Consider the following 24,638-nt stretch of genomic DNA (forward strand, 5'->3'; position numbering starts at 1 on the left):
TGACCTCAAACATCATATGGCCAAAATCCGGTTCTGGTGTCGAAACAAACTTGTGGGGGAACAACAGGTCAGGGCCGAAGATATAAAGAAAGTGCACTTTTAAAACTTAAGGCAGTGCACTTTTAAATTTTAGCTAACAGGATTTAAAACTAACCGGTAAAATCCATATTTGTTTTTAGATTGATTTTAGATTTTCGTTGACGCAATGCAAGGGTTTCTGATAACCTTAACACCAATTTATGGAATCTATAGCATCAACAATCCAGGAGATAGCCATACTTGCAGCGCCTATACTTATAGCTGTAACGTTTCACGAGGTTGCGCATGGCTGGATAGCAGACAGACTCGGAGACCCTACTGCAAGGCTTTTGGGGAGGCTTACATTAAATCCTATTAAACATCTTGACCCGATTGGCACCCTTGTATTTTTCCTGACACGGATGATAGGATGGGCAAAACCGGTTCCGGTGAATCCTTTAAACTTCAGGGATCCTTTAAAGGGGATGATGTGGGTTGCCATTGCAGGCCCTGTAACAAATCTGTTTCTCGCGGCAGTAAGCGCTGCTATCTTAAGGCTTCTAATAGCATCAGGCATCCTGTTTGACGCATCCATCTCTTTTGTTATGGAACCTATACGCATGATGATATATATGAGCGTCATTATAAATGTCGGACTGGCTGTTTTTAATTTTATCCCAATCCCGCCGCTTGATGGAAGTAAGGTTCTAATGGGGCTTCTCTCCAGAGAACAGGCTGAGGTTTTTGCAAAGCTTGAGCCTTATGGGTTTATAATACTTATCCTTTTCATTATGACAAATATTGACCGTATGATTCTCTCCCCCATTATAGGCTTCACAGTAAGTTTACTTCTCGGAGGCATATTTTGACGGCCCATAAACGGGTTTTAAGCGGGATGAGGCCTTCGGGAAAACTCCACCTTGGCCATTTTCACGGTGTGCTTGAAAACTGGCTCAGGCTTCAGAAAGAACACGAATGCCTTTTCTTTGTCGCTGACTGGCATGCGCTGACAACCGAATACAATAATCCTTCTAATATTCAGGATAATATAAAAGAGATGGTGATTGACTGGCTGTCGTGTGGCATAGACCCCGACAAATCAACCATATTTCTTCAGTCTGCTGTTAAAGAACATGCAGAGCTGCATCTTTTACTCTCAATGATAACTCCGCTTTCATGGCTTGAGAGAAATCCAACATACAAGGAACAGCTTGAAGAGGTTAAGGACAAGGATTTGCACACCTATGGCTTCCTTGGCTATCCGGTCTTACAGACTGCTGATATTATCATTTATAAGGCAGATATGGTTCCAGTCGGCATTGATCAGGCGCCGCACCTTGAACTTTCCAGAGAGATTACCAGAAGGTTCAATTTCCTCTATGGAAAGATATTTCCTGAACCACAGACACTTTTAACTGAAACGCCGAAACTACTTGGCACCGACGGCAGAAAGATGAGCAAGAGTTATAATAACGCCATATTTTTATCTGATCCTCCTGATGTGATAGAAAAAAAGATTCTTCCAATGATGACAGACCCCGCAAGACAGAGACGCACAGACAAAGGCAATCCTGAGATATGCCCGGTATATTTTCTGCACAGGATTTATTCCACCACTGAAACAATCGCGTGGGTGGAAGATGGATGCAAAACTGCCGGCATCGGCTGCATAGAATGCAAAAAATCGCTCATCCCTTCCATTATAAAAGAACTTGCGCCTATTCAAGAAAAGCGGGCAGAGCTTGTAAAAAACCCGGATATTGTGAATCAGGTTTTGACCAAAGGAAATGTAAAGGCAAAAAGGATAGCAGAGGAAACGATGGCCGGAGTAAGGAAGGCTTTGCATGTATAAAGTCAAACTTGAAATATTCGAAGGCCCGCTTGACCTTCTCCTCCATCTCATAAAAAAAAATGAGGTGGATATCTATGATATCCCTATTGTTAAAATCACAGAACAGTATCTGGAATACATGGATATCATAAAGACCCTCAATCTGGAGGTTGCAGGGGAATTCCTGCTAATGGCAGCAACCCTTATCCACATAAAATCCAAGATGCTTCTGCCATTTTCAGAAGAAGAATCTGATGAAGAGGAAGCAGGCGGAGACCCAAGACAGAAACTTGTCCGGAGGCTTCTTGAGTATCAGAAATATAAAGAGGCATCCGTCCAATTGGAGCAGATGAGGATACTTGGCAGAGATACATTTACCAAAGGTCAGATGCCTACTGAGGGTTTGGAAGAAGGTGGATTGGTAAACTTATCTCTTTTTGATTTGCTGGAGGCATTGAAAGATGTTCTGGCAAAGGCGCCAAAAACTATCAGCTTTGATGTAACAATAGAACATATAACAATTGCAGACAGGATAAATTTTATCATGGAGCTTCTGGGCAAGGAAAAGAGCATAACATTTTTTTCCATTTTCCCATCAGGAAGCAGCAGGGCAATTATAGTTACAACATTTCTGGCAATGCTTGAATTGACCAAGATGAAAATGATAAGGATATATCAGTCTGAACAGGATGGGGTAATCAGGCTTTATGCGCCGGAAATCAACGGTCAGGAGTCAATAGATACACAGGCGTTAGAAGTCGGGAGTCAGGAGTAAAACCATGGACAAAGACAGCTTAAAACCGCTAATAGAAACCATAATCTTTGCCTCAGACCACTCCATCAGTTTTGAAAAGCTGATGAATGTTCTGGAGGGTGAGAGGCGGGATGAGGTGAGGAGTGCGCTGAATGAACTGATAGTTGATTATCAGCAGTCAGACAGGGGATTTTTGATTGAAGAGGTGGCGGGCGGGTATCAGCTAAGGACACGGCCCGAGTTTGCGCCGTGGCTGAGGCGGCTTTTCAAGATAGGCTTTCAAAAACTGAGCAAGGCATCCATGGAAACACTTGCAATGATTGCATATAAACAGCCTATTACAAGGATGGAGATAGAGGAACTCCGGGGTGTTGATTCCGGCGGTGTTTTGAAAACACTTATGGATAGAAACCTCATAAAGATTATTGGCAGAAAAGAATTACCGGGCAGGCCGGTGGTCTATGGCAGTACAAAGGAATTTCTTGAGGTCTTTGATTTAAAAGACCTTGCATGTCTGCCTACATTAAAAGAGATTATTACAGCGCAGGAGGAAGAGATTGCAGGAGAGACTACAGAAGATAATAGCGCGAGCAGGGATAGCGTCCAGGCGCAAGGCAGAGGAGATGATCATGGAGGGGCTGGTCACGGTCAACCGTCAGGTGGTGACGGAACTGGGGACCAAGGCTGACCCTGAAAAGGACAGGATTACTGTTGACGGAAGGCTACTCTCTCATGCGCAGGAAAAGAGCGAAAAGGTTTATATCCTGCTCAATAAGCCTAAGGGTTATATAAGCACGGTTTCAGACCCGCAGGGAAGGCCAACAGTAATTGACCTTGTGAAAAAGATAAAGACAAGGATGTTTCCTGTCGGCAGGCTGGACTATGACGCAGAAGGGGCGCTGCTCTTTACCAATGACGGCGAACTCGCCAATAAGTTAATCCATCCAAAATATCATATCCCAAAAAAATATCTGGTAAAGGTCAGCGATGCCCCTGACCAAAAGGACATTGCAAAGCTTAAGAAAGGCATTTATCTTGAAGACGGAAGGACCCTGCCTGCTGAGGCTAAATTTATAAAGTCAACAAAGACAAATTCATGGATAGAACTTACAGTTTATGAAGGAAAAAACAGGCTTGTAAAAAGGATGTGCTTTGCAATAGGCCATTCTGTGCTGAAATTACAGAGAACAGAATTTGCCGGCATAAAATTAGGCAGCCTGAAGCCTGGAGATTTCAGGACGCTTACCATGGATGAGGTTGAAAGGCTGAAGAAAATAGTGTCAGTTTCGTAGGATGGGTGAAGCGAAGCGCACCCATCTGTTGTAAGCTATGAACAAGGGACTATCCAATATCCTTAAAAAAAATTACCGGAAACTCTTCTCTGCCTTCGGCCCCCAGCGCTGGTGGCCTGGAGATACGCAGTTTGAGATTATAGTCGGCGCAATACTCACCCAGAATACAGCGTGGACAAATGTTGAGAAGGCAATACATAACCTAAAAGTGGCAAGGGTCTTACAGCCCATGAAGATGCACGGATTAAGCGAGAAGGAACTTGCAAAACTTATAAGACCGGCAGGCTATTTCAATATAAAGGCAAAGAGGCTCAAGCATTTTCTGAATTATCTTTTTGATAATTACGGCGGCAGGCTTGACCGGATGTTCAGGAAGAGGACGGACGCCCTCCGCCGCGGGCTTCTATCAGTAAATGGCATCGGCCCTGAAACAGCAGATTCAATACTTCTGTATGCAGGCAGCCACCCGGTATTTGTGGTGGATGCGTATACAAAAAGAATCCTCTCCCGCCACATGATTATAAAAGAGGATGCAGGCTATGATGAAATCCAGAGGCTTTTCATGCAAAACCTGCCGCATGATGTAAATATGTTCAATGAATATCACGCGCTGTTTGTAAATATCGGAAAGGGGTTTTGCAGAAACAGGAAGCCCTTTTGCAGCAGGTGTCCATTGATGTAAGACGAAGGAGTTGATTGGAATGTTTAAAAATAGCATTCTGGCTAAAATACTTGGTGTAGTTATATCCATTACGGTCATTGGTTTCGGCGGACTCCTGTACATGGTTATTGAACAGGAGAAAAAGGGCCTTCTGAGCGACATGGAAAGGACCAGCAGGTTAACGGCAGAGCATGTATTGATTGCCATATACAAGGATATGCTGGAAGAAAGGGCAGATATAGCGCGTCATCTTGTGGAAAATATAAAGACCATAAAGGGCGCTGAAAGGGTGCAGATAATCAGGAACAACGGGGTGGAAGAGGCATTTCAGGATTTTAAAACCCTGAAGGCTGTGGAAAAGGAATATGGAGAACTAAAACCCGAGTGGGTTAAAGACCATAATGATAAAAAAGTTAATATTGCCGAGGGTATTGATAATATAGAGTTCAAAGAGGCTGTCAGGCTTTTTAATAAAGGCAAGAAAGATGGGATCTCTTATATTGAAGAATATAATGGAAAGCGTCTTTTTACATACCTTGCGCCGATAGAGGCAAAAAATACGTGTAAAAGATGCCATACAGCAGTGGAACAGACAAGAGGTATCCTGATGGTATCCACCTCTATGGAAGATATGTATGCGGCCATCTCGTCCAACATGGCGCACTGGATAACATACGGCTTTTTTACGATTGCCGGCATTTCCATATTGCTTACCTTTGTTGCAAGAAATATTATAAGGCCGCTAAAGACAATGACATCTACTGCAAAGGAGATTGCCGGCGGAAACTATAACGTCTCTATCCCTGTTTATACCAGCGATGAGGTCGGGTTTCTTTCCGAGACTTTCAATAAAATGACAGGTGCGATCAGGGACAGGGCCATGGAACTCAAAATACTTTCAGCGGCTATAGAGCAGAGCATAAATATTATATTTATTACAGACAATAAAGGAAATATTCAGTATGTGAATCCAATGTTTGAAAAGGTAACAGGATATGCTCAAGATGAGGTAATAGGTCAGAACTCGCGGATACTCGCATCAGGATTAACCACAAAGGCGCAGTATGCGGATTTATGGGGGACAATTACCGCAGAGAAGACCTGGCACGGGGTGTTTAGAAACAGGAAGAAAAACGGACAACACTACTGGGCAGATGTTGTAATCATCCCTATTAAAAATGAAAAGGGGGAGATTGCCCAATTCCTTTCAGTTCAGGAGGATATTACTGAAAAGAAAAAATATGAAGAAAGGGTACAATACCTTGCCTATTATGATGAATTGACAGGCCTTGTCAACCGCTTGCGGTTTATAGATATTATAACCGGACAACTGTCTTATGCCAAAACCCCGGAGCAGGCCTGCATGCTCCTTTTGATTAACATAGATGAGTTCAAATATGTCAATGAAACATACGGACACAATATTGGAGACGAATTCCTGAAAGGCGTGGCCAGATTGTTAGAGAATATCTTCCGTGATATAGATGCCAAATATATAGAAAAAGCAGAGAGAAAGAGCATAGTAGGCCGTCTTGGCGGAGATGAGTTTGCGGTCTTTATGCCGTATGACGACGAAAAAGAGGCAATGGATGCGGCTCTACAAATACAGGAAAGGATGAAAGAACTTTATGATTTTATATCAATGCCTGTTCATCTGACCGCAAGCATAGGGATCGTATTTTACCCAAAACATGGAACCACGACAAAAGAACTCTTTACAAAGGTGAATGCAGCCATGTTCCATGCAAGAGAAACCGGGAGGGGCAAATGCCATGTCTATCGCCTTGAAGACAATAACCTTGAGAAAGTGCATACAGGCTTTGAGTGGATGGGGCGCATCCAGAGGGCTATTGAAGAAGACCGGTTTTTACCGTGGTTTCAGCCTATACTTGATTTGAAACACAATAAAATATCCCATTATGAGGCCCTTGCCAGGATGCGGGGCGAGGATGGAAATATCCTTCTGCCAGCGGCATTTATAGAAACAGCAGAAAGGTTCGGGCTTATCGGGGCAATTGACAGGATTATTATTGAGAAGACAATGCGGCTTCAGGCAGAGACCTGGCAGCAGGGAAGGCATCTGACCTTCGCCATGAACCTTTCCGGAAAGGATTTGGGAGATGAAGAAATTATGACCTTTCTGCGCTCTAAGATAGTTGAAACAGAGGCAAAGCCGGAGTATCTGATCTTTGAGATAACAGAAACTGCAGCGGTGCGGGACATAAATAAGGCTGTCAAATTTATAAGAGACCTGAAATCCATAGGCTGCCATTTCTCCCTGGATGATTTTGGCGTTGGCTTTACATCTTTTATATATCTGAGAGAGATGGATGTTGACTATGTAAAGATAGACGGGGCATTTATAAAAAACCTGCATAAGGAATACCGTGACCAGCTTTTTGTTAAAGCCATATCAGATGTTGCAAGAGGGATGGGAATTAAAACCACTGCCGAGTTTGTGGAAAACGAGGAGATAATAAAGTTTTTAAAAAGATTGGGCGTGGATTATGCCCAGGGTTATGCCATAGGCAAACCTGCGCCATGGGAGAAGATAGAAAGGGGGCATGCGCCTGATTCTTGATTTCAATAATTGTATGATAAATAACATTGGCCGTGAGCATGGTCTTAAGTTAAGGGATATTGATGCCTTGCAGGGCAGGGCAGTCGAGATTCATAAAAACCTTCAGGCCAGGAGAAAAACTGATATTGGTTTTTATAATCTCCCTTATGACCAAAAACTCTTTAAAGATGTCCTGCTTCTTTCAAAAGAATTGACGGATAGATTTGACGACCTTGTGGTTCTCGGCATAGGAGGCTCGTCTCTGGGAGGAAGGGCTGTGTTCAACGCCCTGTGCCATCCGTATCACAACCTCCTGCCAAGAGATAAGAGAAAAGGTCTCAGGGTTTTCTTCTGCGATAATATAGACCCTGACAGCTTCAGCCCTCTTCTAAAAACCCTCAATCTCAAAAAAACAGTATTTAATGTCATTACAAAATCCGGCGGGACAGCAGAGACCATTGCGCAGTTCCTTGTTATAAATGACCTGCTTAAAAAAGGGCTCGGCAGAAAATACAGAAATCATATTGTTATAACAACAGACCCTGTAAAGGGACCATTGAGGAAGATAGCGGCTGATGAGGGATTTAAAAGCCTTCCTGTCCCTCCGAATGTCGGCGGCAGATATTCTGTTTTTTCAGCAGTCGGCCTTTTCCCGTCTGCAATGGCAGGTGTGGATATAAAAAAACTCCTTGCAGGCGCCAGACAAATGGATGAGACGGTTGGCGCATCTGATATATGGAAAAATCCGGCGTATATGTCTGCAATACTTCAATATCTTGCATATCAAAAAGGAAAAAATATATCTGTGATTATGCCATACTCCAATGCGCTCAGAGATTTTGCCGAGTGGTATATACAGCTCTGGGCAGAGAGCCTTGGCAAAAGGGTGAATTTAAAGAGCGCGGTTGTAAATGCCGGGACTACGCCGATTAAGGCCATCGGCACAACAGACCAGCACAGCCAGCTTCAGCTTTATACAGAGGGGCCTTACGACAAAATTATCACATTTATAGAGGTCAAGAGATTTGATAATAAAATACCGATACCGGAGATATATAAGGATGTGGATGGAGTTGGCTATCTCGGAGGCCATACAATGGATGAATTATTCAAGGCTGAGCAACTGGCAACCAAAATAGCCCTGACCAAAACAGGCAGAATGAACTATACCATCGCCCTTCCTGAAATAACCCCGTTTACAATCGGCCAGCTTCTCTTCTTTTTTGAAGTTCAGACAGCATTTGCAGGAGGCCTTTTTGAGGTCAATCCCTTTGACCAGCCTGGCGTTGAAGAGGGAAAAAACCTGACATACGGGATAATGGGGAAGAAAGGGTATGAGAAAATGACAGCAGAGATTAAAGACCAATTCAAACGCAGGGACAAGCAATATGTTAATTCCAACTCCTGACTCCGAACTCCCAACTCAGAACTCCCTTACCCCTGCCATGAGGCAGTATATGGAGATTAAGGAAACCTGCAGGGACGCCATCCTTTTTTTCAGGATGGGCGACTTTTATGAGATGTTCTTTGAAGACGCAAAACTTGCATCGCGTATTTTAAATATCGCCCTTACAACAAGAGACAGAAACAGGGAAAACGCAATTCCCATGTGCGGCATCCCGTATCACGCAGCAAATAGTTATATAGCAAAACTTGTCAAAGAAGGGCACAAAGTAGCTGTGTGCGAGCAGATGGAGGATCCAAAAGAGGCAAAGGGCATTATAAAAAGAGAGGTAACAAAGGTTATAACGCCAGGGGTTGTATTGGAAGAGGAACTTTTAGATGCAAAAACCAATAATTTCATAGCATCAGTAACATGGAATGGAAATACAGGCGGGCTTTCTTATATGGATGTGACAACCGGAGAATTTAAGGTAACAGAATTTTCTGAAAAAACCGCGCTCATGGATGAGATTAAGCGCATAGAACCAAAAGAGCTGCTTATCACAGAAGAATTGGCTAATAGTAATAATTTTTCAGAGATTTCGAAGATCTTATCTAATACGAGGGTTACGTCTCTCCGCGGCTATAATTTCAGGTATGATGACGCAGTTCACGGCCTTACAGGGCATTTCCAGGTTTTGTCGCTCGATGGACTTGGATGCGATTCATTGAATGAGGGCGTAAAGGCTGTGTGGATTGTTCTTAAATATGTGAAGGAAACGCAAAAAGGGGAGCTGCCTCACATAAACCGGCTGTCCGTCTACCACCCCCATCAGTATATGGTGATTGACTCCATGACAAAGAAAAATCTTGAGCTTACAGAGACAATAAGACACGGCGCTAAAAAAGGGACGCTTCTCGGTCTTCTTGATAAAACCAAGACCGCCATGGGCGGCAGAAGGCTTAAGCGTTGGCTGGAATATCCTTTAAAGGATGTTTCAGAGATAAATAGAAGACTTGACGCAGTTGAAGAATTGTCCGGAGAAAAACTTATCAGGGCGGAGGTTCAAACCTGTCTGGTAAGGGTTTATGATATGGAAAGACTCGCTGTCCGGGTTGCCCTTAATACGGCAAACCCCAGGGATTTGGTGAGCCTTAAAGATTCACTCCTGACCATACCAAAGATAAAAAACCTCCTGAAGCCTTTTAATTCAGCGCTTCTTAAAGGAATATATCATGGCCTGGATGATGTAAAAGAGGCCTCTCTCCTGATAGAGGCAGGCATTGTTGACCTGCCTCCGGTTGCAGCAAGGGAAGGGGGGTTTATAAGAGACGGGTTTAATGCCGAATTGGATGAATTAAGAAACGTAATGCGGGACGGCAGGAACTGGATTACAAGATTTGAGGCAGGGGAGAAGAAAAGGTCTGGCATAAATTCCCTGAAGGTTAGATATAATAAAGTATTCGGCTATTATATAGAGATTACAAAAACAAACCTTTCACAGGCGCCTCCTGATTATATAAGAAAGCAGACACTTATAAATGCCGAGAGATTTATAACACCTGAGTTAAAGGATTATGAGGCAAAGGTTTTGGGCGCAGAGGAGAGGATAACAGAACTTGAGCAAAGGCTTTTTAATGAGATAAGGGAAAGGGTTTCTCTTTACAGGGACAGGATTCAGGAGACCGCAAATCTTTTGGCAGGGCTTGATGTCTTCTGCGCCTTTGCCCAGCTTGCAGATGAGATGGGTTACGCAAGACCAAAGATAAATGACGGGGACGTTATAAATATTGTGGAAGGAAGGCATCCTGTTATAGAGGCAAATAAAGAAGAGAGATTTGTTTCAAATGACACAATGCTGGATAAAACAGACAATCAGATAATAATACTTACAGGCCCGAATATGGCAGGCAAATCCACATATATAAGGCAGGTTGCCCTTATTGTTATTATGGCCCAGATGGGCTGTTTTGTGCCGGCAAGCGAGGCCCTTATAGGCGCTGTTGACAGGGTCTTTACAAGGATAGGCGCATCAGATGATATTACAAGAGGGCATTCCACATTTATGGTGGAGATGAATGAGACCTCTAACATTCTTAACAATGCCACTGAAAAAAGCCTTATAATACTTGACGAGATTGGCAGAGGCACCTCCACTTATGACGGTTTGAGCATAGCATGGGCTGTTGCGGAATATATCCATGACCAGCCGGCTGTAATGGCAAAGACGCTCTTTGCAACCCATTACCATGAACTCACAGAGCTTTCCTTAACAAAGGAGAGGGTCAGGAATTATAATATGGCAGTTAAAGAATGGAATGACAAGGTTATATTCCTGAGAAAGGTTATTCCCGGCGGGAGCAGCAGGAGCTATGGCATTCAGGTGGCAAGGCTTGCAGGCATGCCTGAGCCTGTAATACAAAGGGCAAAGGAAATCCTGCGCAATCTTGAAAAGGGGGAATTGAATGAACTAGGCATGCCCCGACTGGCCTCATCAAAGAATACGGAGCCGCAAATCGGACAGATGAACCTCTTGGGAGAAAAGTATCCGGTAAAAGAAGAGCTGCGCAAGATAGATACAAACACCCTCACGCCGCTGGAGGCGCTGGTAAAATTAAGCCAATTAAAGGAAATGGCAGGAGAGTAATGTTGTAGGAAATACTATACATTAGGGAGGTTAAGAGTGAAAAATATAATTGCCGGCACGAGTTACAAAATTCAGGATATTATAGAAACTGCCCTTGCCGAGGACATTGGTTCAGGCGATGTTACAACAATGGCAATAGCGGATAAAAATGATGAGGGCGCTGTAGAGATAATTGCAAAAGAAAATCTTGTTGTTGCAGGCATTCTGATTGCAGAGGCTGTATTTAAGACGATTGACAAAAAGATAGAGTTTAAACCATTTGTAACGGATGGGGGTACTGTCAGGAAGGGCAAGGTTATTGCCAAAGTCTCCGGGAAACTGTCAACATTGCTCGCAGGTGAAAGGGTTGCCCTCAATTTTTTACAAAGGCTTTCCGGAATCGCAACACTGACCCGCCTGTTTACGGATAAGATAAAAGGGTTTAATATCAAAATCCTTGATACAAGAAAGACCACACCGGGTTTAAGGATCCTTGAAAAATATGCCGTTAGGATGGGCGGCGGGTGGAGTCACAGATTTGGCCTTTGCGACGGGGTTTTGATAAAGGATAATCATATCGCGGCAGTGGGCAGTGTAGCTGAGGCTGTGCGGAGGGCAAGGGATAGTGCCCCGAAGAATATGCTGATAGAGGTTGAGACAAAAAATCTAAGCGAGGTAAAAGAGGCATTGCTTGCCGGCGCTGATGTAATAATGCTTGATAATATGAAACCTGCTGCTATGAGGCAGGCTGTAAAAATTATTGGGAAAACAGCATTGGTTGAGGCATCGGGCGGGGTTAATCTGAAAAATGTCAGGGCCGTAGCAGAAACAGGGGTTGATTTTATTTCAGTCGGCGCATTGACACATTCTGCACGGGCAGTGGATATAAGCATGGAGGTGGTAAGATAACGCAACAATCAGCGGCGGCGATTCATGCCGTCCGCTGGATTTAAGTGTTATACGAGGTTTTTAATTTTAATATTCTTGCCTGTGTTGTTTCTAATATAGAATCACGAAGAAAAGAACTTGCCTCTAATATCTCTATACCGATTAATTCACCGCTTTCATTTAATTCTGCCGTAATATTCGGACTCAACTCAATGCTATCTGCTTCTTTCCCTTCAGAGATAACTATGTGCAAAATATCTTCATTTTTAAAATATGTCATTTTTGTTTTATCCATATTTAAACCTCCCAGTTTTAAGTCTGAAATTAATTTGTTGGCGTGTAGTTGCATGAATTGTGACTGGCATTATTTTGTTTCCATGCTTCTCATATGGGATCATGATCAGTCTGTCATCATGTTTGCCTATCGCAATTAAACGGTGAGTTGTGGTATCAAAGCACCTCTCTCCAGAATGCCGTAATACATTTTCAATCTTTGAAAGTTCAAACCCTCTTGATTTTACTCTATACTTCATATAATTGGTCCATTCAATTGAAAATTCTTCAGGGGCTTCCACATCCCCTCCAATTCTTTAGTATATTTTTATTATACCGTATAACGCCCTGGCGCTCAGCGGCGGCTGTAAGCCGTCCGCTGGAGTGATTTGTTAGGCGTTCTTATATTCATGTGTTCATGTGCTAATTTACCAATTTAAATAGAACCGTCCCCTTTATTTCTTTTAACAAAGAATTTGAATTATTGTAATTACTATAATTATTTTTACCCATAACGCTCCGCATAACCGGCTGGCAAAGAAGCGCAGCGGATTTGCCAGTCCGAGTTGATGCGGTTGTTCGCCACAAGCCTCACTTGGGGGGCAGAGCAACACAGTTATTCCCTTGCCAGCGCCAATTTGTAATGATACCTCGGCTATCGGTTGTAAATGTAGTGCGGCATGACAGAGGAATATTATAGACCGGCGTCTGTTTCTGCACATAGGTTGTTGAAGTTCCAGAATAGCTGCCGTAGGCACTGCCACCGTATGGACTGTATGCGCTGGCGGTTCCGGAATGGTATGTTGTCTGCGGCTCTGTATAGGTGTACCCTCCCATTTGCAAAGTCCGCTGGTTATAGTACTCAAGAACCCAACCACCATTTGAGAGTTGGTGGGACGATTGCGGCGGCCCCCATGATGCCACAAGATTGTCGGCATGGGAGCCAACCCAGGATTGGAGAATTTTCTGGTAATTCGCGGTTGTCGCGCATCCAAAGATAAAGAACAAAGCAAAAACCAATAAGAATAAGCCCTTAATCCTCGTTGAGTCCTTCCGTTTTTCCATTCTGCATCCTCCTTTCTTTCTCAGGCGAACGCTCCGGTTCAGCGGCGGCGCGCAGCGCCGTCCGCTGCAACCGGTTGTTATGCCGCCTCATCGATCCACCGCCTCACGCCAGCATGGATTTCGTAGCAGCCATCAAGGGTCGTGAGGGCTGCGCGTAGGATGTTGCGGTCGCGCGCGATCTCACCGATCGGACCATCGGGGTACTTGCCACCATGGAATAGGTTGTTCCTCGAGGTCTTCAGTAGGCGGAGCGTGAACGCCTCGTCTGACTCGCCCTCCTGCCGCGCGACCGGATCCCAGCCAAGCTGGCCATCGCGCACCACCTGGCGCCGCGGAGAAAGACGCCTGAGTTCGTCCACCGCTTCCTTGAAGCCAGGAGCCGAAACCTGTGCGAACCGCCCTTGGACTTCGCGCCCGAAGCGATCCCAGTCGGGTTCTGCTGCGTTGTTTCGGCCGGCCCTCAGGAATCCCTCTCGCTTGAGTGCGCACTCGAAGACGGAGAACTTCCAGAAGAAGTCGAGAACGAGATCGCGGTCAAGTGCCTGGGGCGGAAGTCTGAATGTCATCCTCTCTCCTTACCTCCACTCAGACGGCATAACATTGCTTTTTAAGTTTATTCAACATTATGCTGGATTATAGAAATTGAAGGGGAGATAGTCAAGAAAAAAAATTATAAAACCGTTGAAAATGGAGAGGAGATGCAATATAATGATTTTGTATCAATTATTATATTGCTGAAATATAGTATCGCATATTGGTTATGTTAGAGTCTTTTAAACGATTTTTGTCATCAAAAGGTAAGGTAAACGAGAAATATCTTCCGTTTTATTTGAAGTGGGTTACAGAAGGTTATCGCTACCTTGATATTCCATTATCTCAACCAATTACAAATGAGCAAAAATCTCAATTTCTAAAATATTTATCTAAAAGCCACGAAGACTATCAGGTTCAGCAGGTTGGACAGGGTGCTCCGGCTATACGGATATTTTCTTTCCAGAACAAAGAAGAACGAAAATGGATTTGCAACTAAAAAAATATCCTTGGCGTAAGGAATCCGCTGGATAATCAATGAAAGTCAACACAATATCCACAGAACAATCAATCCTCAGGCTGCTTAAAAAGAAAACCTTTTCTTATCTCTCTGGCCAGGCCTTGAGTAAAACCTTCGGCCTGTCAAGGACTGCAATCTGGAAGCATATAAATGCAATCAAGGAGATGGGCTATGATATAGAGGCAAGTCCTGCCAAGGGATACAGATTAAATATAGAGAATCTGCCTTTCAATAAAATTGAAATCTCCTCAAATCTTAAAACATCTTTTATCGGGAGGGCTCTTTCTTTTTATAAAGAGACAGGCTCAACCAATGATACTGCCAAAGAGTTTGCTGCAAAGGGCGTAGAGGAAGGCGCGGTTATAGCAGCCGATTGTCAGAAAAAAGGCAAAGGAAGGCTGGGGAGGAGATGGGAATCGCCTGCCGGCGTAAATATCTATACATCCATCATCCTGCGTCCGAACATACTGCCTGTATTTGCCCCCCAGCTTACACTGGTTTCCGCAGTTGCAGCGGCAGAGACTGTTTCAAAATTTTTAAACACCGGTTCAGGTTACAAACCTGAACCCACAGTTAAATGGCCCAATGACATCCTTATAAATTCAAAAAAGGTTGCAGGCATCTTAACTGAGATGAACTCTGAGATGGACAGGATAAATTTTGTTGTTATCGGTATAGGCGTGAATGTGAATATGACGAAAAAGATGTTCCCGGAAGAATTAAGACAGATTGCAACATCATTGAAAGAAGAAACAGGAAGAGACATTTCAAGGATAGATTTTATCCAAACACTTTATATGAATATGGAAAGATGGTATAAAGAATATCTCAAAAATGGTTTTGAGCCTGTCCGCAAGGCATGGACAGACTATTTTAATATGAGAGATAAAATGGTGAAGGTTCAACAGATGGACAGGGTGATTGAAGGCATCGCCATCGGCATTGACGGCAACGGGGCGCTGCTGTTGAGGGGAAAAGATGGAAAGGTTGCGAGAATACTGTCAGGGGATGTATCAGCATGAAAATCAATTTTACAAAGATGCACGGCATTGGAAATGATTTTATCGTCATTGACTGCCGCAAGAAAAAGATTGCAGGGCTTTCAAGGCTGATGAAAAAACTTTCTCACCGGCAGTTTGGCATCGGCTTTGACCAGGCGCTTTTTCTGCTGCCTTCAAAAAAAGCCGACTTCAGGATGGACATCTATAATGCAGACGGCGGAAGGGTGGAGATGTGCGGCAACGGCATCAGATGTTTTGCGAAATATATCTGGGACAGAAACTTATCCAGAAAAGCAGTTCTGGAGATAGAAACCCTTGCAGGCATAATAAAACCAAAAAAGGCCGGCAGTCTTGTACAGGTTGATATGGGAGAGCCGATATTTGAAGGCAAAGATATACCGGTAAACTTAAGCGGCAGAATAATAAAATATTCATTAAATATAGAAGGCATGGGGTTCAAAATAACCTGCGTCTCCATGGGCAACCCGCACTGCGTTATATTTACAGATGATGTTGATAATTTTCCTGTTGCCAAATACGGCCCGGCAATAGAAAATCATCCGCTCTTTCCCAAAAGGATAAATGTGGAGTTTGTAGAGATTGTAAATAAAAAAGAGATTGCTATGCGGGTCTGGGAAAGGGGAAGCGGCGAGACCCTTGCGTGCGGCACAGGCGCATGCGCAGCCCTTGTGGCTGCCAATCTGAACGGCCTTGCTGAAAGAAAGGTTGTTGTTCATCTTGCAGGCGGAGACCTTAAGATTGAATGGTCTTTGAAAGACAATCATGTATATATGACTGGCCCTGCAACAGAGGTATTTGAAGGGGTGGCGGAAGTTTAGTCTGAAAGGAGATTTTCCATGTCCGAATTCAAAGATGTAACTGTAGTAAAAAAGGCCAATGTCTATTTTGACGGAAAGGTGACAAGCCGCACCGTTATCTTTGGCAACGGCGCTAAAAAGACGCTTGGAATCATGCAGCCCGGCGAGTATGAGTTCAATACCGGCAAGGCCGAGATTATGGAGATAATGACGGGAGATTTGGATGTCCTGCTTCCCGGACAATTAAAGTGGAAAAAGATAAAAAGCGGCGAATCCTTCGATGTCTCCGCCAATTCAAAGTTTAAGATGAGAGTTAAAAGCCTGTCGGATTATTGCTGCTCGTTTGTTGATTAGCGATGTGGCAGGCTGCGCCTGTCCAAAATATGCGACAAAACCATGCCAAAAAATAATTATCTGAAATTGGGCATACCCTTCCTTATTTTATTTCTACTCATATCCACGATTATTTTGAGAGCCTTTTTTGTTGATACCTTGTCTGCGCTTTCCATTGCAACCGTGCTTTCACTGTCGCTTGTCATCATCTATCTTTACTACATCATTACCGAAGAGATGGCAATGAGAAAAAGGGTGGAAGGGCGGCTTTTATCTATTGAAAAAAGCGCCAGCCTTGGCAAGCTTTCAGATTCCAATCATGATGCCGACACCCCTGCAGCCTCCCTCTCCCTCCAACTCACGGAGGGGAACAGGGGTATGGCGTGGAGTGAAAAAGAGAAGGTCTATTTTGGTTCTGCATATGAGATAACTAATTCAATATCAGCACAATTGGCAATGCTGAAAAAAATACTCGGCTGCCACAATTGTATATTGTTTGACGCTGGTGGAAAAGGACTTATCTTTATCGCTAATTCATCTGCAAATGAAGATATACATTACGAGCTTCCCAATGAGAGTAATGGAAGCCTTTTAAGCTGGGTAGCAGAACATAAGGTCCCTTTGCGTATTGCCCATGTCAGGGATAAAAAAGGCATAAACTACTACATCAGGGATAAGGGCATAGAATCTTTTTTGGCTGTACCTGTATTTGACAAAAAAGATGAACTAAGGGCCATCCTCTGCGCAGATAGCCGGGGAAAAGATGCCTTCAACCCTGATGCAGAAAGGCTTTTAACCTTTGCCGGCAACAGTATCTCGGAGTTTATGGAAAATGTTACAAAACTTAGCAAGATGAAAATAGAGGCGTCAGAGTTTATGGCATTTTACAGATTGAGCAAAATGTTTGCCTCTACGCTTAAGCTTGACGAAATACTTGATATTGCAGTTACATTCAGTAAAGAGATTGTTGACTATGATATGGCCGTCTTCTCACTGAAAGAAGAACCTGAAACATTAAAGGTAGCCGCGGCAAAGGGTTTCAGAGCCGCTGATATGGTTAATAAAATATTTAAACCATATGAGAGCATAATAGGATGGGTCATTAAAAACAGCAAGCCTCTCTTCTTCTCAGATTTTCAGGGAGATAAAAGAGATGCGCTGATATTTCCATGGATATCTCTGCCAATACGCTCTCTCATATGCCTTCCCTTATGCGTAAAAGACGATACCATCGGCGTATTTTTTATAGCAAGCAAGAAAGAGAATTTTTTCTCAGCTTATGAAACAAAGATATTTGAGGTTATTGCCGCGCATACCGCCACCCAGATACAGAATGCCATGATGTACCAGCAGATGGAAAAAATGGCTACAACAGACGGCCTTACCGGACTTTTTAATCACAGGCATTTTCAGGAAATGCTGTCAAGGGAATTGGAAAGGGCGGAACGATACAATGAAAAGGTTTCCCTTCTCCTTGTTGATATAGACCATTTTAAAAAGGTTAATGACACATACGGCCATCCGGCAGGTGATAAAATATTAAAGGGGGTAGCAAAGATACTGACGTCATCCATAAGGGGTATTGATGCGGCGGCAAGATACGGAGGAGAGGAATTTGCCGTTATCCTTGTTAATACAGACGGCAAAGGGGCATTAGAGACAGCGGAGAGGATCCGCAGGGTAATGGAATACAGCAAGTTTAATATCGGCAGTACCTCCATAAAGATAACGAGCAGTCTGGGAATTGCCGTATTTCCTGGCGACACAGGTGTAGATGACGGCGCTCAAAGACTCCTTATCTCCAGAGCAGACAACGCTTTATATCTGGCAAAAAAGGAGGGGAGAAATATGGCATATCTGTTTAAAGATGTATCAGATAGGATAACAAGTATAGCTAAGCAAGGATAATACTATCTTCTCACAGCCTCTATCAAAAACCGTTTAGTCTTGCTATTTGATTTTGGACAAACAAATTCAAGCCTGTTAACTTTTAGCTCATTGTCTTGAAGAACAAAAAGCATTTCCTGTAATCTTGTCAGAGGGTATATATAGCAGAGCCTTCCATTTTCAGCCACAAGGTATTTTGAAATTTTTATGAGGTCAGAAAATGAGCAGGTAATCTCCATCTTTGCGACTCTCTTTTCGCTGGATGGGCTTATTCTGCCGGATTTGTGTTTTGTATATGGAGGATTGCTGATAACAACAGAGAATGAACCTTTTTTGAAAAGGCTGCGATGAATAATATCTCTCAAATCACCTTTGACTATCTTAATTCTTGACGAGAGATTATTGAATACAACATTTCTCTTTGCAATATCCGCCAAACCTTCTTGAATCTCCATCCCTACAATATTTTGAATCTGTGATTTTTGCGCAAGGATGAGAGGAATTACCCCGGAACCGGCGCCCAGGTCAATGACAGAATCATCAGGTTTTAAAGGCAGGACAAAATTGGCAAGCTGAACAGAATCATCTGAAAATCTATAGCCGTTTTTCTTCTGGATTATCCTGAACTCCCCCAATTTGTCAAGGGTTTCCTCCGGATTGATTAAAGGCATATTTCCTAATTCCTAATCTTCTACCACCTCATCCCTGCCAATCGGATTTATCAACAGGCCTGATAAAAGTTTGGGGTAGAAATATGTAGACTTCTGCGGCATAACATGGCCTGCTGCCGCAACCGCCTTTACCTGTTCAATCTTTGTTGGATTCAGGAGAAATGCCATCTGCCTTCCACCCTTTCGCGCCTCTTCAATTGCCTCGTCCATCCCTTTAACATATACTATATTTTCCTGATTTTCCTGGGCCGTGCTGCTTATGCCTAATATATTATTCAGGATAAGGGCATGAAGCACTGTAACATCAAGGGATTTAAAAACCTCGGAGATAGAACTTCCAAACGCCTTATCCATTATGTCTTTTCCTTTTAATGTAAGGACAAAGTATGAATCGATACCATTTATATAAAGGCCAAAACTGGGAAGCCCTGCCCCTTTTTCTTCCATTTTTCTATAAACTTCCTTTCTAACCTTTGGCTCAATCCTCAAATCCCATTTAATCTCTTCAATATTAAAAAATGGGGAGCAGTTTGCAAAAAATGTTTTTGAATCAAATTTCGAAACATTGTGTATGATGCGGTGGGTAGGCATGATTGTCATTCCCTCATCGTCCATGTTGGAAAAATACATCATCACATAGTTGAATGCCTCTTTTCCTGTGTAATCATCCGATTTTTCTCTCATCATATTCCTGTAGTTCAGGGCAGTTTCATATCTGTGGTGGCCGTCCGCTATAAAGAGCGGTTTTTGAGACATAATCTCTGCAATCTTTTTTATTATTTCAGGCCTGTCAACCCTCCAGACCTTACTCTCAACACCATCGTCATCCGAAACATCAATAATAGGCGAACCATTTACACAGCAGTCTTCCAAAAGCCTGTTTACTATCTTTTGCGGCTCGGAATATATGGAAAATATGCAGCTGAAATTTGTATGACATGCCTCCATGAGTTTGAGTCTGTCGGCCTTTGGACCGGCAAGGGTCTTTTCATGAGGATGTATGCCGCCCTTGCCAAATTCCTCCAATTTTGCCAGCGCTATAAAACCCTTTCGTGTCCTTCGCTGCCCATCCTTCAATTTGTAGACCTGAACATAATAGTAGATGGCGGGTTTTACATCCCTGACAAGGGTCTTCTCATCCTGCCATTTCTTAAAATCAAGAGCAGCCCTTGAATATCTGTCATTGCCAGGGGTGTCGTCTGGAAATACCTTTCCAAGTATCAGCCTTATAATATTTTGCGGATGTCTCTCGTAAAGCCTGCCCTGAAATTCAGGAGAAATTACATCATAGGGCGGCGCCATCACCTTGTTTAAATCCCCCGCCTTTTTAGGATTGTAGAGTATGCCTCTAAACGGCGCTATCTTTGCCATTCATATCTCCTTTTAATAAATACAGGAACCTCAGCCTTAACCTGTCTGTTAACTATATTCATCCGGGAAGCGCTTCTTCATCTCATCCCTTATAAATCTTTCTATCTCGCCGGCAGTGGAAAACGCAAGGGCAGTCTCCGCTATCTCTTTTGCATCTGAATACTTAATAGACCTGATTATCTTTTTTACCTTCAGGATTGAAAGGGCGTTCATGCTCAACTGGTCTAATCCGAGGCCCAATAGAATCAGGGCGTGTTCCGGCTCACCTGCCATCTCTCCGCATACGCCAACGGCAATGTTGGCGTTATGCGCCGCATCCACAATATGTTTTATAATACGGAGCGCCGCCGGGTGCAGGGGTTCATATAAATATGCCACATGCTCATTGACCCTGTCTATAGCAAGGGAATACTGAAGAAGATCGTTTGTGCCTATGGAAAAAAAATCCACCTCTCTTGCAAGGATATCTGCAATAATTGCAGCAGACGGAACCTCTATCATTGCGCCTACAAATATCTTGGGATTAAATGGTTTTTGCTCTTTCCTCAATTCTTCTTTGGCCTCCTCCATAATGGCCTTTGCCTTTCTCAGTTCCTCCATCCCTGATATCATGGGAAACATTATTTTAATATTTCCATATACGCTGGCCCTAAGTACCCCTTTAAGCTGCGTCTTAAAGATATCCGGCTCCTTGAGACAAAAGCGGATAGCCCTCAGTCCCATAGCGGGATTCATCTCCGGAGCAAGCTCCATCTGAGAAAGAAATTTATCTCCGCCTATGTCAAGTGTGCGGATAATTGTCGGGTGAGGAGAAACCCTTTCAACTACATCCTTATAAACCTTGAAGTGTTCATCCTCGGTAGGAAGATCTTTCCTGTTCAGATATAAAAACTCGGTCCTGTAAAGCCCGATACCTTCAGCCCCGTGGTCAATAAGGGATGGTATCTCTTCTACCATTTCTATATTCCCCATAAGCCTTACCCTTCTGCCGTCCAGCATCTCAGCCGGTAATTTTTTGTAGTGATGGAGTAATTTCTCGTAATCAGAGTACTGCCCCTTTTTCTTTTCATAGTCCCTGATAACCTTTTTAGACGGGTTTATGACCACCATGCCGCTTGTGCCGTCTATAATAAGCGTATCTCCTGCATTTACCTTCTGGGTTATGTTTTCCAGACCGACAACTGCTGGTATTTCAAGAGACCTGGCCACAATGGCTGTATGGGATGTCTTTCCGCCGATGTCTGTTAAAAATCCCAAAACCTTCCCCTTCACCATCTGGACGGTGTCAGTTGGCGCAAGGTCATGGGCAATCACGATTACCTCTTCCTTTATCTCCGCAATGGTCTCATGTTTTTTCCCCATGAGATTTTTTAAAACCCGGTCGCAGATGTGGTCTATGTCCGAACCCCTCTCCCGTATATATTCGTCATCAACAGAGTCAAAGAAATCCCTTATCTCTTTCATGACCATCCGGATAGCCCATTCTACGTTGACCTTTTCCTTTTTAATGGTCTTTATTGTATCGTCTATGAGCATCTTATCTTCCAGCATCAAAAGATGCGCATCAATGATGCGGATGTGCTCTTTGCCCTTCACATCATTTAAAAGTTTATTTCTTATCTTCAGGAGTTGATCCTTTGATTCCTGAACCGCTTTTTTAAACCGTTTTACCTCTAACGGGATATAAGCCAAGTCTAAATAACAGTAGGCAGGCGTCTCCAATCTTCCGCCCTCCACAAGAAACGCCCCGCCAATGCTTATGCCTGGTGAAACGCCTATGCCCTTTAATACAATGTCAGTTCTGCCGGGTTCAACCATTATTCTTCTCCAAACTTCCCATCTATCAATGCCTGTAATACTGCAATTGCGTCTTTTGCATCCACCCCATTCGCCTTGATAATAATCTTGCTGCCGCATCCGGCAGCAAGCATCATTACACCCATAATACTCTTTCCATTTACCTCCTGACCGTCTTTCTCAACAAAGATATCCGCGCCAAATTTGTTTGCTGCCTGCACAAACTGCGCAGCCGCCCTTGCATGGAGACCAAGCTTGTTCACTATGGTAAATGTCTTTTTGATATAAGAATTTTCTTTAGCATTCATATCAGCCAACCCTTTGGAGCATATTCATAACAATTAGAAATATAATTGCCGGTAAAAACAATAGATAAATCGCCAGAGAAACGGATATCCCTTTTCTTAAAAATATGGATAATAATATCGTCGCAGTTGTTATAAAACCTGTTATCAAAAACAATTGATAAATCTGAACAGGCTGTATTCCAAACATCCCTGTCTTGAACAGCTTAAATATCAAAGCTGCAACCATGATGCCAAGAAGGCCTGTAGCAATAATGCGAATCCTCAAAGCCTGCTCAGGCAATCCCAATGTTTTGATATATTCTACAACATCCTCGCCGAGTTTATATCCTTTATGCAAACCGAACCATCTCATCCAGATATGAAAAAGATTATATACCACAAGAAACACAATAGGCCCCCAGAGGCCCCCAGAGACCCCAGGTAAGATAAGCGCGGATAAAACTCCGAGGACAGAGGCAATGGGCCTTACAGATCCCCAGAAAAATGTATCTCCTATAGCGCCGTAAGGTCCTATAAGGCTTTCTTTAAAAGAAACAACTTCTTTTGCATCCAGTTTCCCATCTTTCACCTCTTCCTCCATTCTTATAACAGCGCCAAGAATGGGTGACGCCATATATGGATGGGCATTATAAAAAACCATATGCCTTTTAAAGGCTGCAGAGGCCTGGTCTCTATCTTTGTAAATATCCTTTATCGCAGGGGCTATTGCAGACGCAAATCCAAGACCTTGCATCTTTTCGAAACTCCATGCGGACTGAATGAAAAAGGAATTTAAAAAAACCTTAAATATGGTAAATCTGCCTATCATCTTATTACCGCCGCAAGGAGAGTAACAGCAAAAAATATTGTTACTAAGAATACAGTCAGAGACCTGCTGCCGTATACTGCGCTGTAGGCAGAAGAAAGACCTGTTACGCATGCGGCGCCAACGGCAAATGGCAAAGACATAACAACAACACGAGGCAAAAGTGGCAATAATATATACACGAGCAGCACGCCGCTAAACGTTAAAACAAATATCGTTAAAAGGTTTAAGGCAAAAAAAACACCAAGCCCTTTCAGATTATTTGTTCCAACGGCTTTAATAAGCCCTTTGTCCAATCCTGCAAGCACAGTATTAAAAAGCCGTACATTAAAAACCCGCGCAGCGGCATCCGCTTTCCTGCAAATAATGTCCATAGGGATTACTATTAAAATTGCGAAACCCAGAATAAAAAATATATCAGCGCTGCCAAATCCCCCCAAATACCAATTGGGAAAGACAGCAATATCCATTCCGCCTAACGTCTTTTGCCCTATAAGCGATACGGCTGTAATTACTACTGCCAGCATTGTCTCATGAGGCGGTATATAGCCTCCTATAGGAAGTCCGCCAATAAAAAGGAGTTCCAATACCCCGCCTATCAACAAACCCGACATTGCATCACCCAATATATAACCAATGACAGGCGATGCAACAAGCGGCCTTGAAACCATTATCTGCAGGGCTGCAGTTCTATCAAGGGAAAGAAGCCCGCCCGCTGCAGACGCTAAAAAACACTGATAGACAACATCCTTCAACTTCCCACTCCTGCCTTTAACATATCAACATGCCTATCCGAGGGCACAGCCCGTATATCCAACTCTATCCCCTGTTTTAAGAGATATTGCAATATATCCTCATCCTCTTTGTCAATGTATACAGACGGGGTAATCTCTCTCCCGTCTTGACGGGCGTTATGATGATGGATATTCCCGATATTCACATTGGAAATTATGAATCCTTTATTATATGCCTGCAATAGCTCCTTCAGGGTAGAGAATATTATAATTACCCTTTCTTTGTTCATATCCTCTGACATTACATCTATTAGCGCTTCTTCTATGCCTTCAACCTTTATCGCCAGGGCCGTTGAACTACATGACTCTATGGCAATCCTCTGTATGAGATTATTTCTAACCGCATCGCTTGCAACTATAACCCGCGTTGCCTTGCAAAAGGGCGCCCATGCCTCCACTATCTGGCCATGAACCAATCTGTCATCAACTCTAATCAGCACTATGCTCATT

25 protein-coding genes are annotated in these 24,638 nt (G+C 43.3%); 14 read left to right on the top strand and 11 right to left on the bottom strand.

Annotated elements, in window-relative coordinates; genetic code table 11:
- Nucleotides 1-239 precede the first annotated feature (239 nt).
- Genes Q8P28_08425 through nadC form a run of 10 tightly spaced genes read left to right on the top strand, consistent with a single transcriptional unit; the run spans nt 240 to nt 12,035 of the window.
- Nucleotides 240-887 carry a site-2 protease family protein gene (locus tag Q8P28_08425; GenBank protein MDP2682812.1) on the top strand — a complete coding sequence of 216 codons (648 nt, stop codon included), beginning with the start codon at nt 240-242 and terminating at the stop codon, nt 885-887.
- Nucleotides 884-1,870 (top strand): tryptophan--tRNA ligase, encoded by a 987-nt coding sequence (trpS, locus tag Q8P28_08430; GenBank protein ID MDP2682813.1) that lies wholly within the window; start codon nt 884-886, stop codon nt 1,868-1,870. Before Q8P28_08425 ends, trpS begins: the two co-directional genes overlap by 4 nt.
- The gene (locus tag Q8P28_08435; GenBank protein MDP2682814.1) at nt 1,863-2,624 is read left to right on the top strand and encodes a segregation/condensation protein A; all 762 of its coding nucleotides are present in this window, start codon (nt 1,863-1,865) and stop codon (nt 2,622-2,624) included. Before trpS ends, Q8P28_08435 begins: the two co-directional genes overlap by 8 nt.
- A gap of 4 nt (nt 2,625-2,628) precedes the next feature.
- Nucleotides 2,629-3,291 carry an SMC-Scp complex subunit ScpB gene (gene scpB / locus Q8P28_08440; protein ID MDP2682815.1) on the top strand — a complete coding sequence of 221 codons (663 nt, stop codon included), beginning with the start codon at nt 2,629-2,631 and terminating at the stop codon, nt 3,289-3,291.
- Entirely contained in the window at nt 3,182-3,895 is a 714-nt protein-coding gene (locus Q8P28_08445) for a pseudouridine synthase (GenBank protein MDP2682816.1), read from the top strand. Before scpB ends, Q8P28_08445 begins: the two co-directional genes overlap by 110 nt.
- Nucleotides 3,896-3,932: 37 nt before the next feature.
- On the top strand, nt 3,933-4,577 hold the full coding sequence (locus tag Q8P28_08450; GenBank protein ID MDP2682817.1) for an endonuclease III domain-containing protein: 645 nt from the start codon (nt 3,933-3,935) through the stop codon (nt 4,575-4,577).
- Nucleotides 4,578-4,596: 19 nt separating this feature from the next.
- Complete coding sequence (locus Q8P28_08455; protein ID MDP2682818.1) at nt 4,597-7,137, top strand: EAL domain-containing protein; 2,541 nt, start codon at nt 4,597-4,599, stop codon at nt 7,135-7,137.
- A 13-nt stretch (nt 7,138-7,150) separates the two neighbouring features.
- Complete coding sequence (locus Q8P28_08460; GenBank protein MDP2682819.1) at nt 7,151-8,524, top strand: glucose-6-phosphate isomerase; 1,374 nt, start codon at nt 7,151-7,153, stop codon at nt 8,522-8,524.
- Complete coding sequence (gene mutS / locus Q8P28_08465; protein ID MDP2682820.1) at nt 8,505-11,147, top strand: DNA mismatch repair protein MutS; 2,643 nt, start codon at nt 8,505-8,507, stop codon at nt 11,145-11,147. The genes Q8P28_08460 and mutS overlap by 20 nt, the downstream gene beginning before the upstream one ends.
- Nucleotides 11,148-11,183: 36 nt before the next feature.
- A complete protein-coding gene (gene nadC / locus Q8P28_08470; protein MDP2682821.1) occupies nt 11,184-12,035 on the top strand; it encodes a carboxylating nicotinate-nucleotide diphosphorylase in 852 nt (283 codons plus the stop codon).
- Between the two features lie 40 nt (nt 12,036-12,075).
- On the opposite strand, the gene Q8P28_08475 is transcribed toward nadC, so the two are convergent.
- The 4 genes from Q8P28_08475 to Q8P28_08490 form a co-directional block, all read right to left on the bottom strand.
- Nucleotides 12,076-12,309, bottom strand: coding sequence for a DUF2283 domain-containing protein (locus Q8P28_08475; protein MDP2682822.1), 234 nt, complete (start codon nt 12,307-12,309; stop codon nt 12,076-12,078).
- Complete coding sequence (locus Q8P28_08480; protein MDP2682823.1) at nt 12,302-12,589, bottom strand: hypothetical protein; 288 nt, start codon at nt 12,587-12,589, stop codon at nt 12,302-12,304. Before Q8P28_08480 ends, Q8P28_08475 begins: the two co-directional genes overlap by 8 nt.
- A gap of 289 nt (nt 12,590-12,878) precedes the next feature.
- Nucleotides 12,879-13,352, bottom strand: coding sequence for a hypothetical protein (locus Q8P28_08485; protein ID MDP2682824.1), 474 nt, complete (start codon nt 13,350-13,352; stop codon nt 12,879-12,881).
- Between the two features lie 77 nt (nt 13,353-13,429).
- The gene (locus tag Q8P28_08490) at nt 13,430-13,918 is read right to left on the bottom strand and encodes a hypothetical protein (GenBank protein MDP2682825.1); all 489 of its coding nucleotides are present in this window, start codon (nt 13,916-13,918) and stop codon (nt 13,430-13,432) included.
- A 502-nt stretch (nt 13,919-14,420) separates the two neighbouring features.
- Here Q8P28_08490 and Q8P28_08495 point away from each other — a divergent pair.
- Genes Q8P28_08495 through Q8P28_08510 form a run of 4 tightly spaced genes read left to right on the top strand, consistent with a single transcriptional unit; the run spans nt 14,421 to nt 18,463 of the window.
- Nucleotides 14,421-15,425 carry a biotin--[acetyl-CoA-carboxylase] ligase gene (locus Q8P28_08495; protein MDP2682826.1) on the top strand — a complete coding sequence of 335 codons (1,005 nt, stop codon included), beginning with the start codon at nt 14,421-14,423 and terminating at the stop codon, nt 15,423-15,425.
- A 2-nt stretch (nt 15,426-15,427) separates the two neighbouring features.
- Nucleotides 15,428-16,243: a diaminopimelate epimerase gene (gene dapF, locus Q8P28_08500; protein ID MDP2682827.1), complete on the top strand. Its 816-nt coding sequence runs from the start codon at nt 15,428-15,430 to the stop codon at nt 16,241-16,243.
- Nucleotides 16,244-16,261: 18 nt separating this feature from the next.
- Nucleotides 16,262-16,576: a pyrimidine/purine nucleoside phosphorylase gene (locus Q8P28_08505; GenBank protein MDP2682828.1), complete on the top strand. Its 315-nt coding sequence runs from the start codon at nt 16,262-16,264 to the stop codon at nt 16,574-16,576.
- 42 nt (nt 16,577-16,618) lie between these two features.
- Nucleotides 16,619-18,463: a diguanylate cyclase gene (locus Q8P28_08510; GenBank protein ID MDP2682829.1), complete on the top strand. Its 1,845-nt coding sequence runs from the start codon at nt 16,619-16,621 to the stop codon at nt 18,461-18,463.
- Nucleotides 18,464-18,465: 2 nt separating this feature from the next.
- On the opposite strand, the gene Q8P28_08515 is transcribed toward Q8P28_08510, so the two are convergent.
- The 7 genes from Q8P28_08515 to Q8P28_08545 are packed head-to-tail and all read right to left on the bottom strand — an operon-like array spanning nt 18,466 to nt 24,637.
- Nucleotides 18,466-19,113: a tRNA (adenine(22)-N(1))-methyltransferase TrmK gene (locus Q8P28_08515; protein MDP2682830.1), complete on the bottom strand. Its 648-nt coding sequence runs from the start codon at nt 19,111-19,113 to the stop codon at nt 18,466-18,468.
- A gap of 12 nt (nt 19,114-19,125) precedes the next feature.
- A complete protein-coding gene (locus tag Q8P28_08520) occupies nt 19,126-20,484 on the bottom strand; it encodes a DUF1015 domain-containing protein (protein ID MDP2682831.1) in 1,359 nt (452 codons plus the stop codon).
- A 48-nt stretch (nt 20,485-20,532) separates the two neighbouring features.
- Nucleotides 20,533-22,302 carry a phosphoenolpyruvate--protein phosphotransferase gene (gene ptsP / locus Q8P28_08525; protein MDP2682832.1) on the bottom strand — a complete coding sequence of 590 codons (1,770 nt, stop codon included), beginning with the start codon at nt 22,300-22,302 and terminating at the stop codon, nt 20,533-20,535.
- Nucleotides 22,302-22,589, bottom strand: a complete 288-nt coding sequence (locus Q8P28_08530) for an HPr family phosphocarrier protein (protein MDP2682833.1) — start codon at nt 22,587-22,589, stop codon at nt 22,302-22,304. Before Q8P28_08530 ends, ptsP begins: the two co-directional genes overlap by 1 nt.
- A 1-nt stretch (nt 22,590) precedes the next feature.
- Nucleotides 22,591-23,397, bottom strand: coding sequence for a PTS system mannose/fructose/sorbose family transporter subunit IID (locus tag Q8P28_08535; GenBank protein ID MDP2682834.1), 807 nt, complete (start codon nt 23,395-23,397; stop codon nt 22,591-22,593).
- Nucleotides 23,394-24,149, bottom strand: a complete 756-nt coding sequence (locus Q8P28_08540) for a PTS sugar transporter subunit IIC (protein MDP2682835.1) — start codon at nt 24,147-24,149, stop codon at nt 23,394-23,396. The genes Q8P28_08535 and Q8P28_08540 overlap by 4 nt, the downstream gene beginning before the upstream one ends.
- On the bottom strand, nt 24,146-24,637 hold the full coding sequence (locus Q8P28_08545) for a PTS sugar transporter subunit IIB (protein MDP2682836.1): 492 nt from the start codon (nt 24,635-24,637) through the stop codon (nt 24,146-24,148). The genes Q8P28_08540 and Q8P28_08545 overlap by 4 nt, the downstream gene beginning before the upstream one ends.
- Between the last annotated feature and the right edge of the window lies 1 nt (nt 24,638).

The sequence above is a fragment of the Deltaproteobacteria bacterium genome, from assembly GCA_030690165.1.
Classification (GTDB): domain Bacteria; phylum Desulfobacterota; class GWC2-55-46; order UBA9637; family UBA9637; genus JACRNJ01.

Coding starts and splice junctions, on each gene's coding strand:
- Q8P28_08455 (MDP2682818.1), top strand. CDS start 4,597: ATGTTTAAAAATAGCATTCTGGCTAAAATACTTGGTGTAGTTATATCC.
- mutS (MDP2682820.1), top strand. CDS start 8,505: ATGTTAATTCCAACTCCTGACTCCGAACTCCCAACTCAGAACTCCCTT.
- Q8P28_08545 (MDP2682836.1), bottom strand. CDS start 24,637: ATGAGCATAGTGCTGATTAGAGTTGATGACAGATTGGTTCATGGCCAG.
- Q8P28_08475 (MDP2682822.1), bottom strand. CDS start 12,309: ATGGATAAAACAAAAATGACATATTTTAAAAATGAAGATATTTTGCAC.
- Q8P28_08515 (MDP2682830.1), bottom strand. CDS start 19,113: ATGCCTTTAATCAATCCGGAGGAAACCCTTGACAAATTGGGGGAGTTC.
- Q8P28_08535 (MDP2682834.1), bottom strand. CDS start 23,397: ATGATAGGCAGATTTACCATATTTAAGGTTTTTTTAAATTCCTTTTTC.
- Q8P28_08495 (MDP2682826.1), top strand. CDS start 14,421: ATGAAAGTCAACACAATATCCACAGAACAATCAATCCTCAGGCTGCTT.
- Q8P28_08485 (MDP2682824.1), bottom strand. CDS start 13,352: ATGGAAAAACGGAAGGACTCAACGAGGATTAAGGGCTTATTCTTATTG.
- Q8P28_08505 (MDP2682828.1), top strand. CDS start 16,262: ATGTCCGAATTCAAAGATGTAACTGTAGTAAAAAAGGCCAATGTCTAT.
- Q8P28_08460 (MDP2682819.1), top strand. CDS start 7,151: ATGATAAATAACATTGGCCGTGAGCATGGTCTTAAGTTAAGGGATATT.
- scpB (MDP2682815.1), top strand. CDS start 2,629: ATGGACAAAGACAGCTTAAAACCGCTAATAGAAACCATAATCTTTGCC.
- Q8P28_08510 (MDP2682829.1), top strand. CDS start 16,619: ATGCCAAAAAATAATTATCTGAAATTGGGCATACCCTTCCTTATTTTA.
- Q8P28_08425 (MDP2682812.1), top strand. CDS start 240: ATGGAATCTATAGCATCAACAATCCAGGAGATAGCCATACTTGCAGCG.
- Q8P28_08520 (MDP2682831.1), bottom strand. CDS start 20,484: ATGGCAAAGATAGCGCCGTTTAGAGGCATACTCTACAATCCTAAAAAG.
- ptsP (MDP2682832.1), bottom strand. CDS start 22,302: ATGGTTGAACCCGGCAGAACTGACATTGTATTAAAGGGCATAGGCGTT.
- Q8P28_08490 (MDP2682825.1), bottom strand. CDS start 13,918: ATGACATTCAGACTTCCGCCCCAGGCACTTGACCGCGATCTCGTTCTC.
- Q8P28_08450 (MDP2682817.1), top strand. CDS start 3,933: ATGAACAAGGGACTATCCAATATCCTTAAAAAAAATTACCGGAAACTC.
- Q8P28_08435 (MDP2682814.1), top strand. CDS start 1,863: ATGTATAAAGTCAAACTTGAAATATTCGAAGGCCCGCTTGACCTTCTC.
- Q8P28_08530 (MDP2682833.1), bottom strand. CDS start 22,589: ATGAATGCTAAAGAAAATTCTTATATCAAAAAGACATTTACCATAGTG.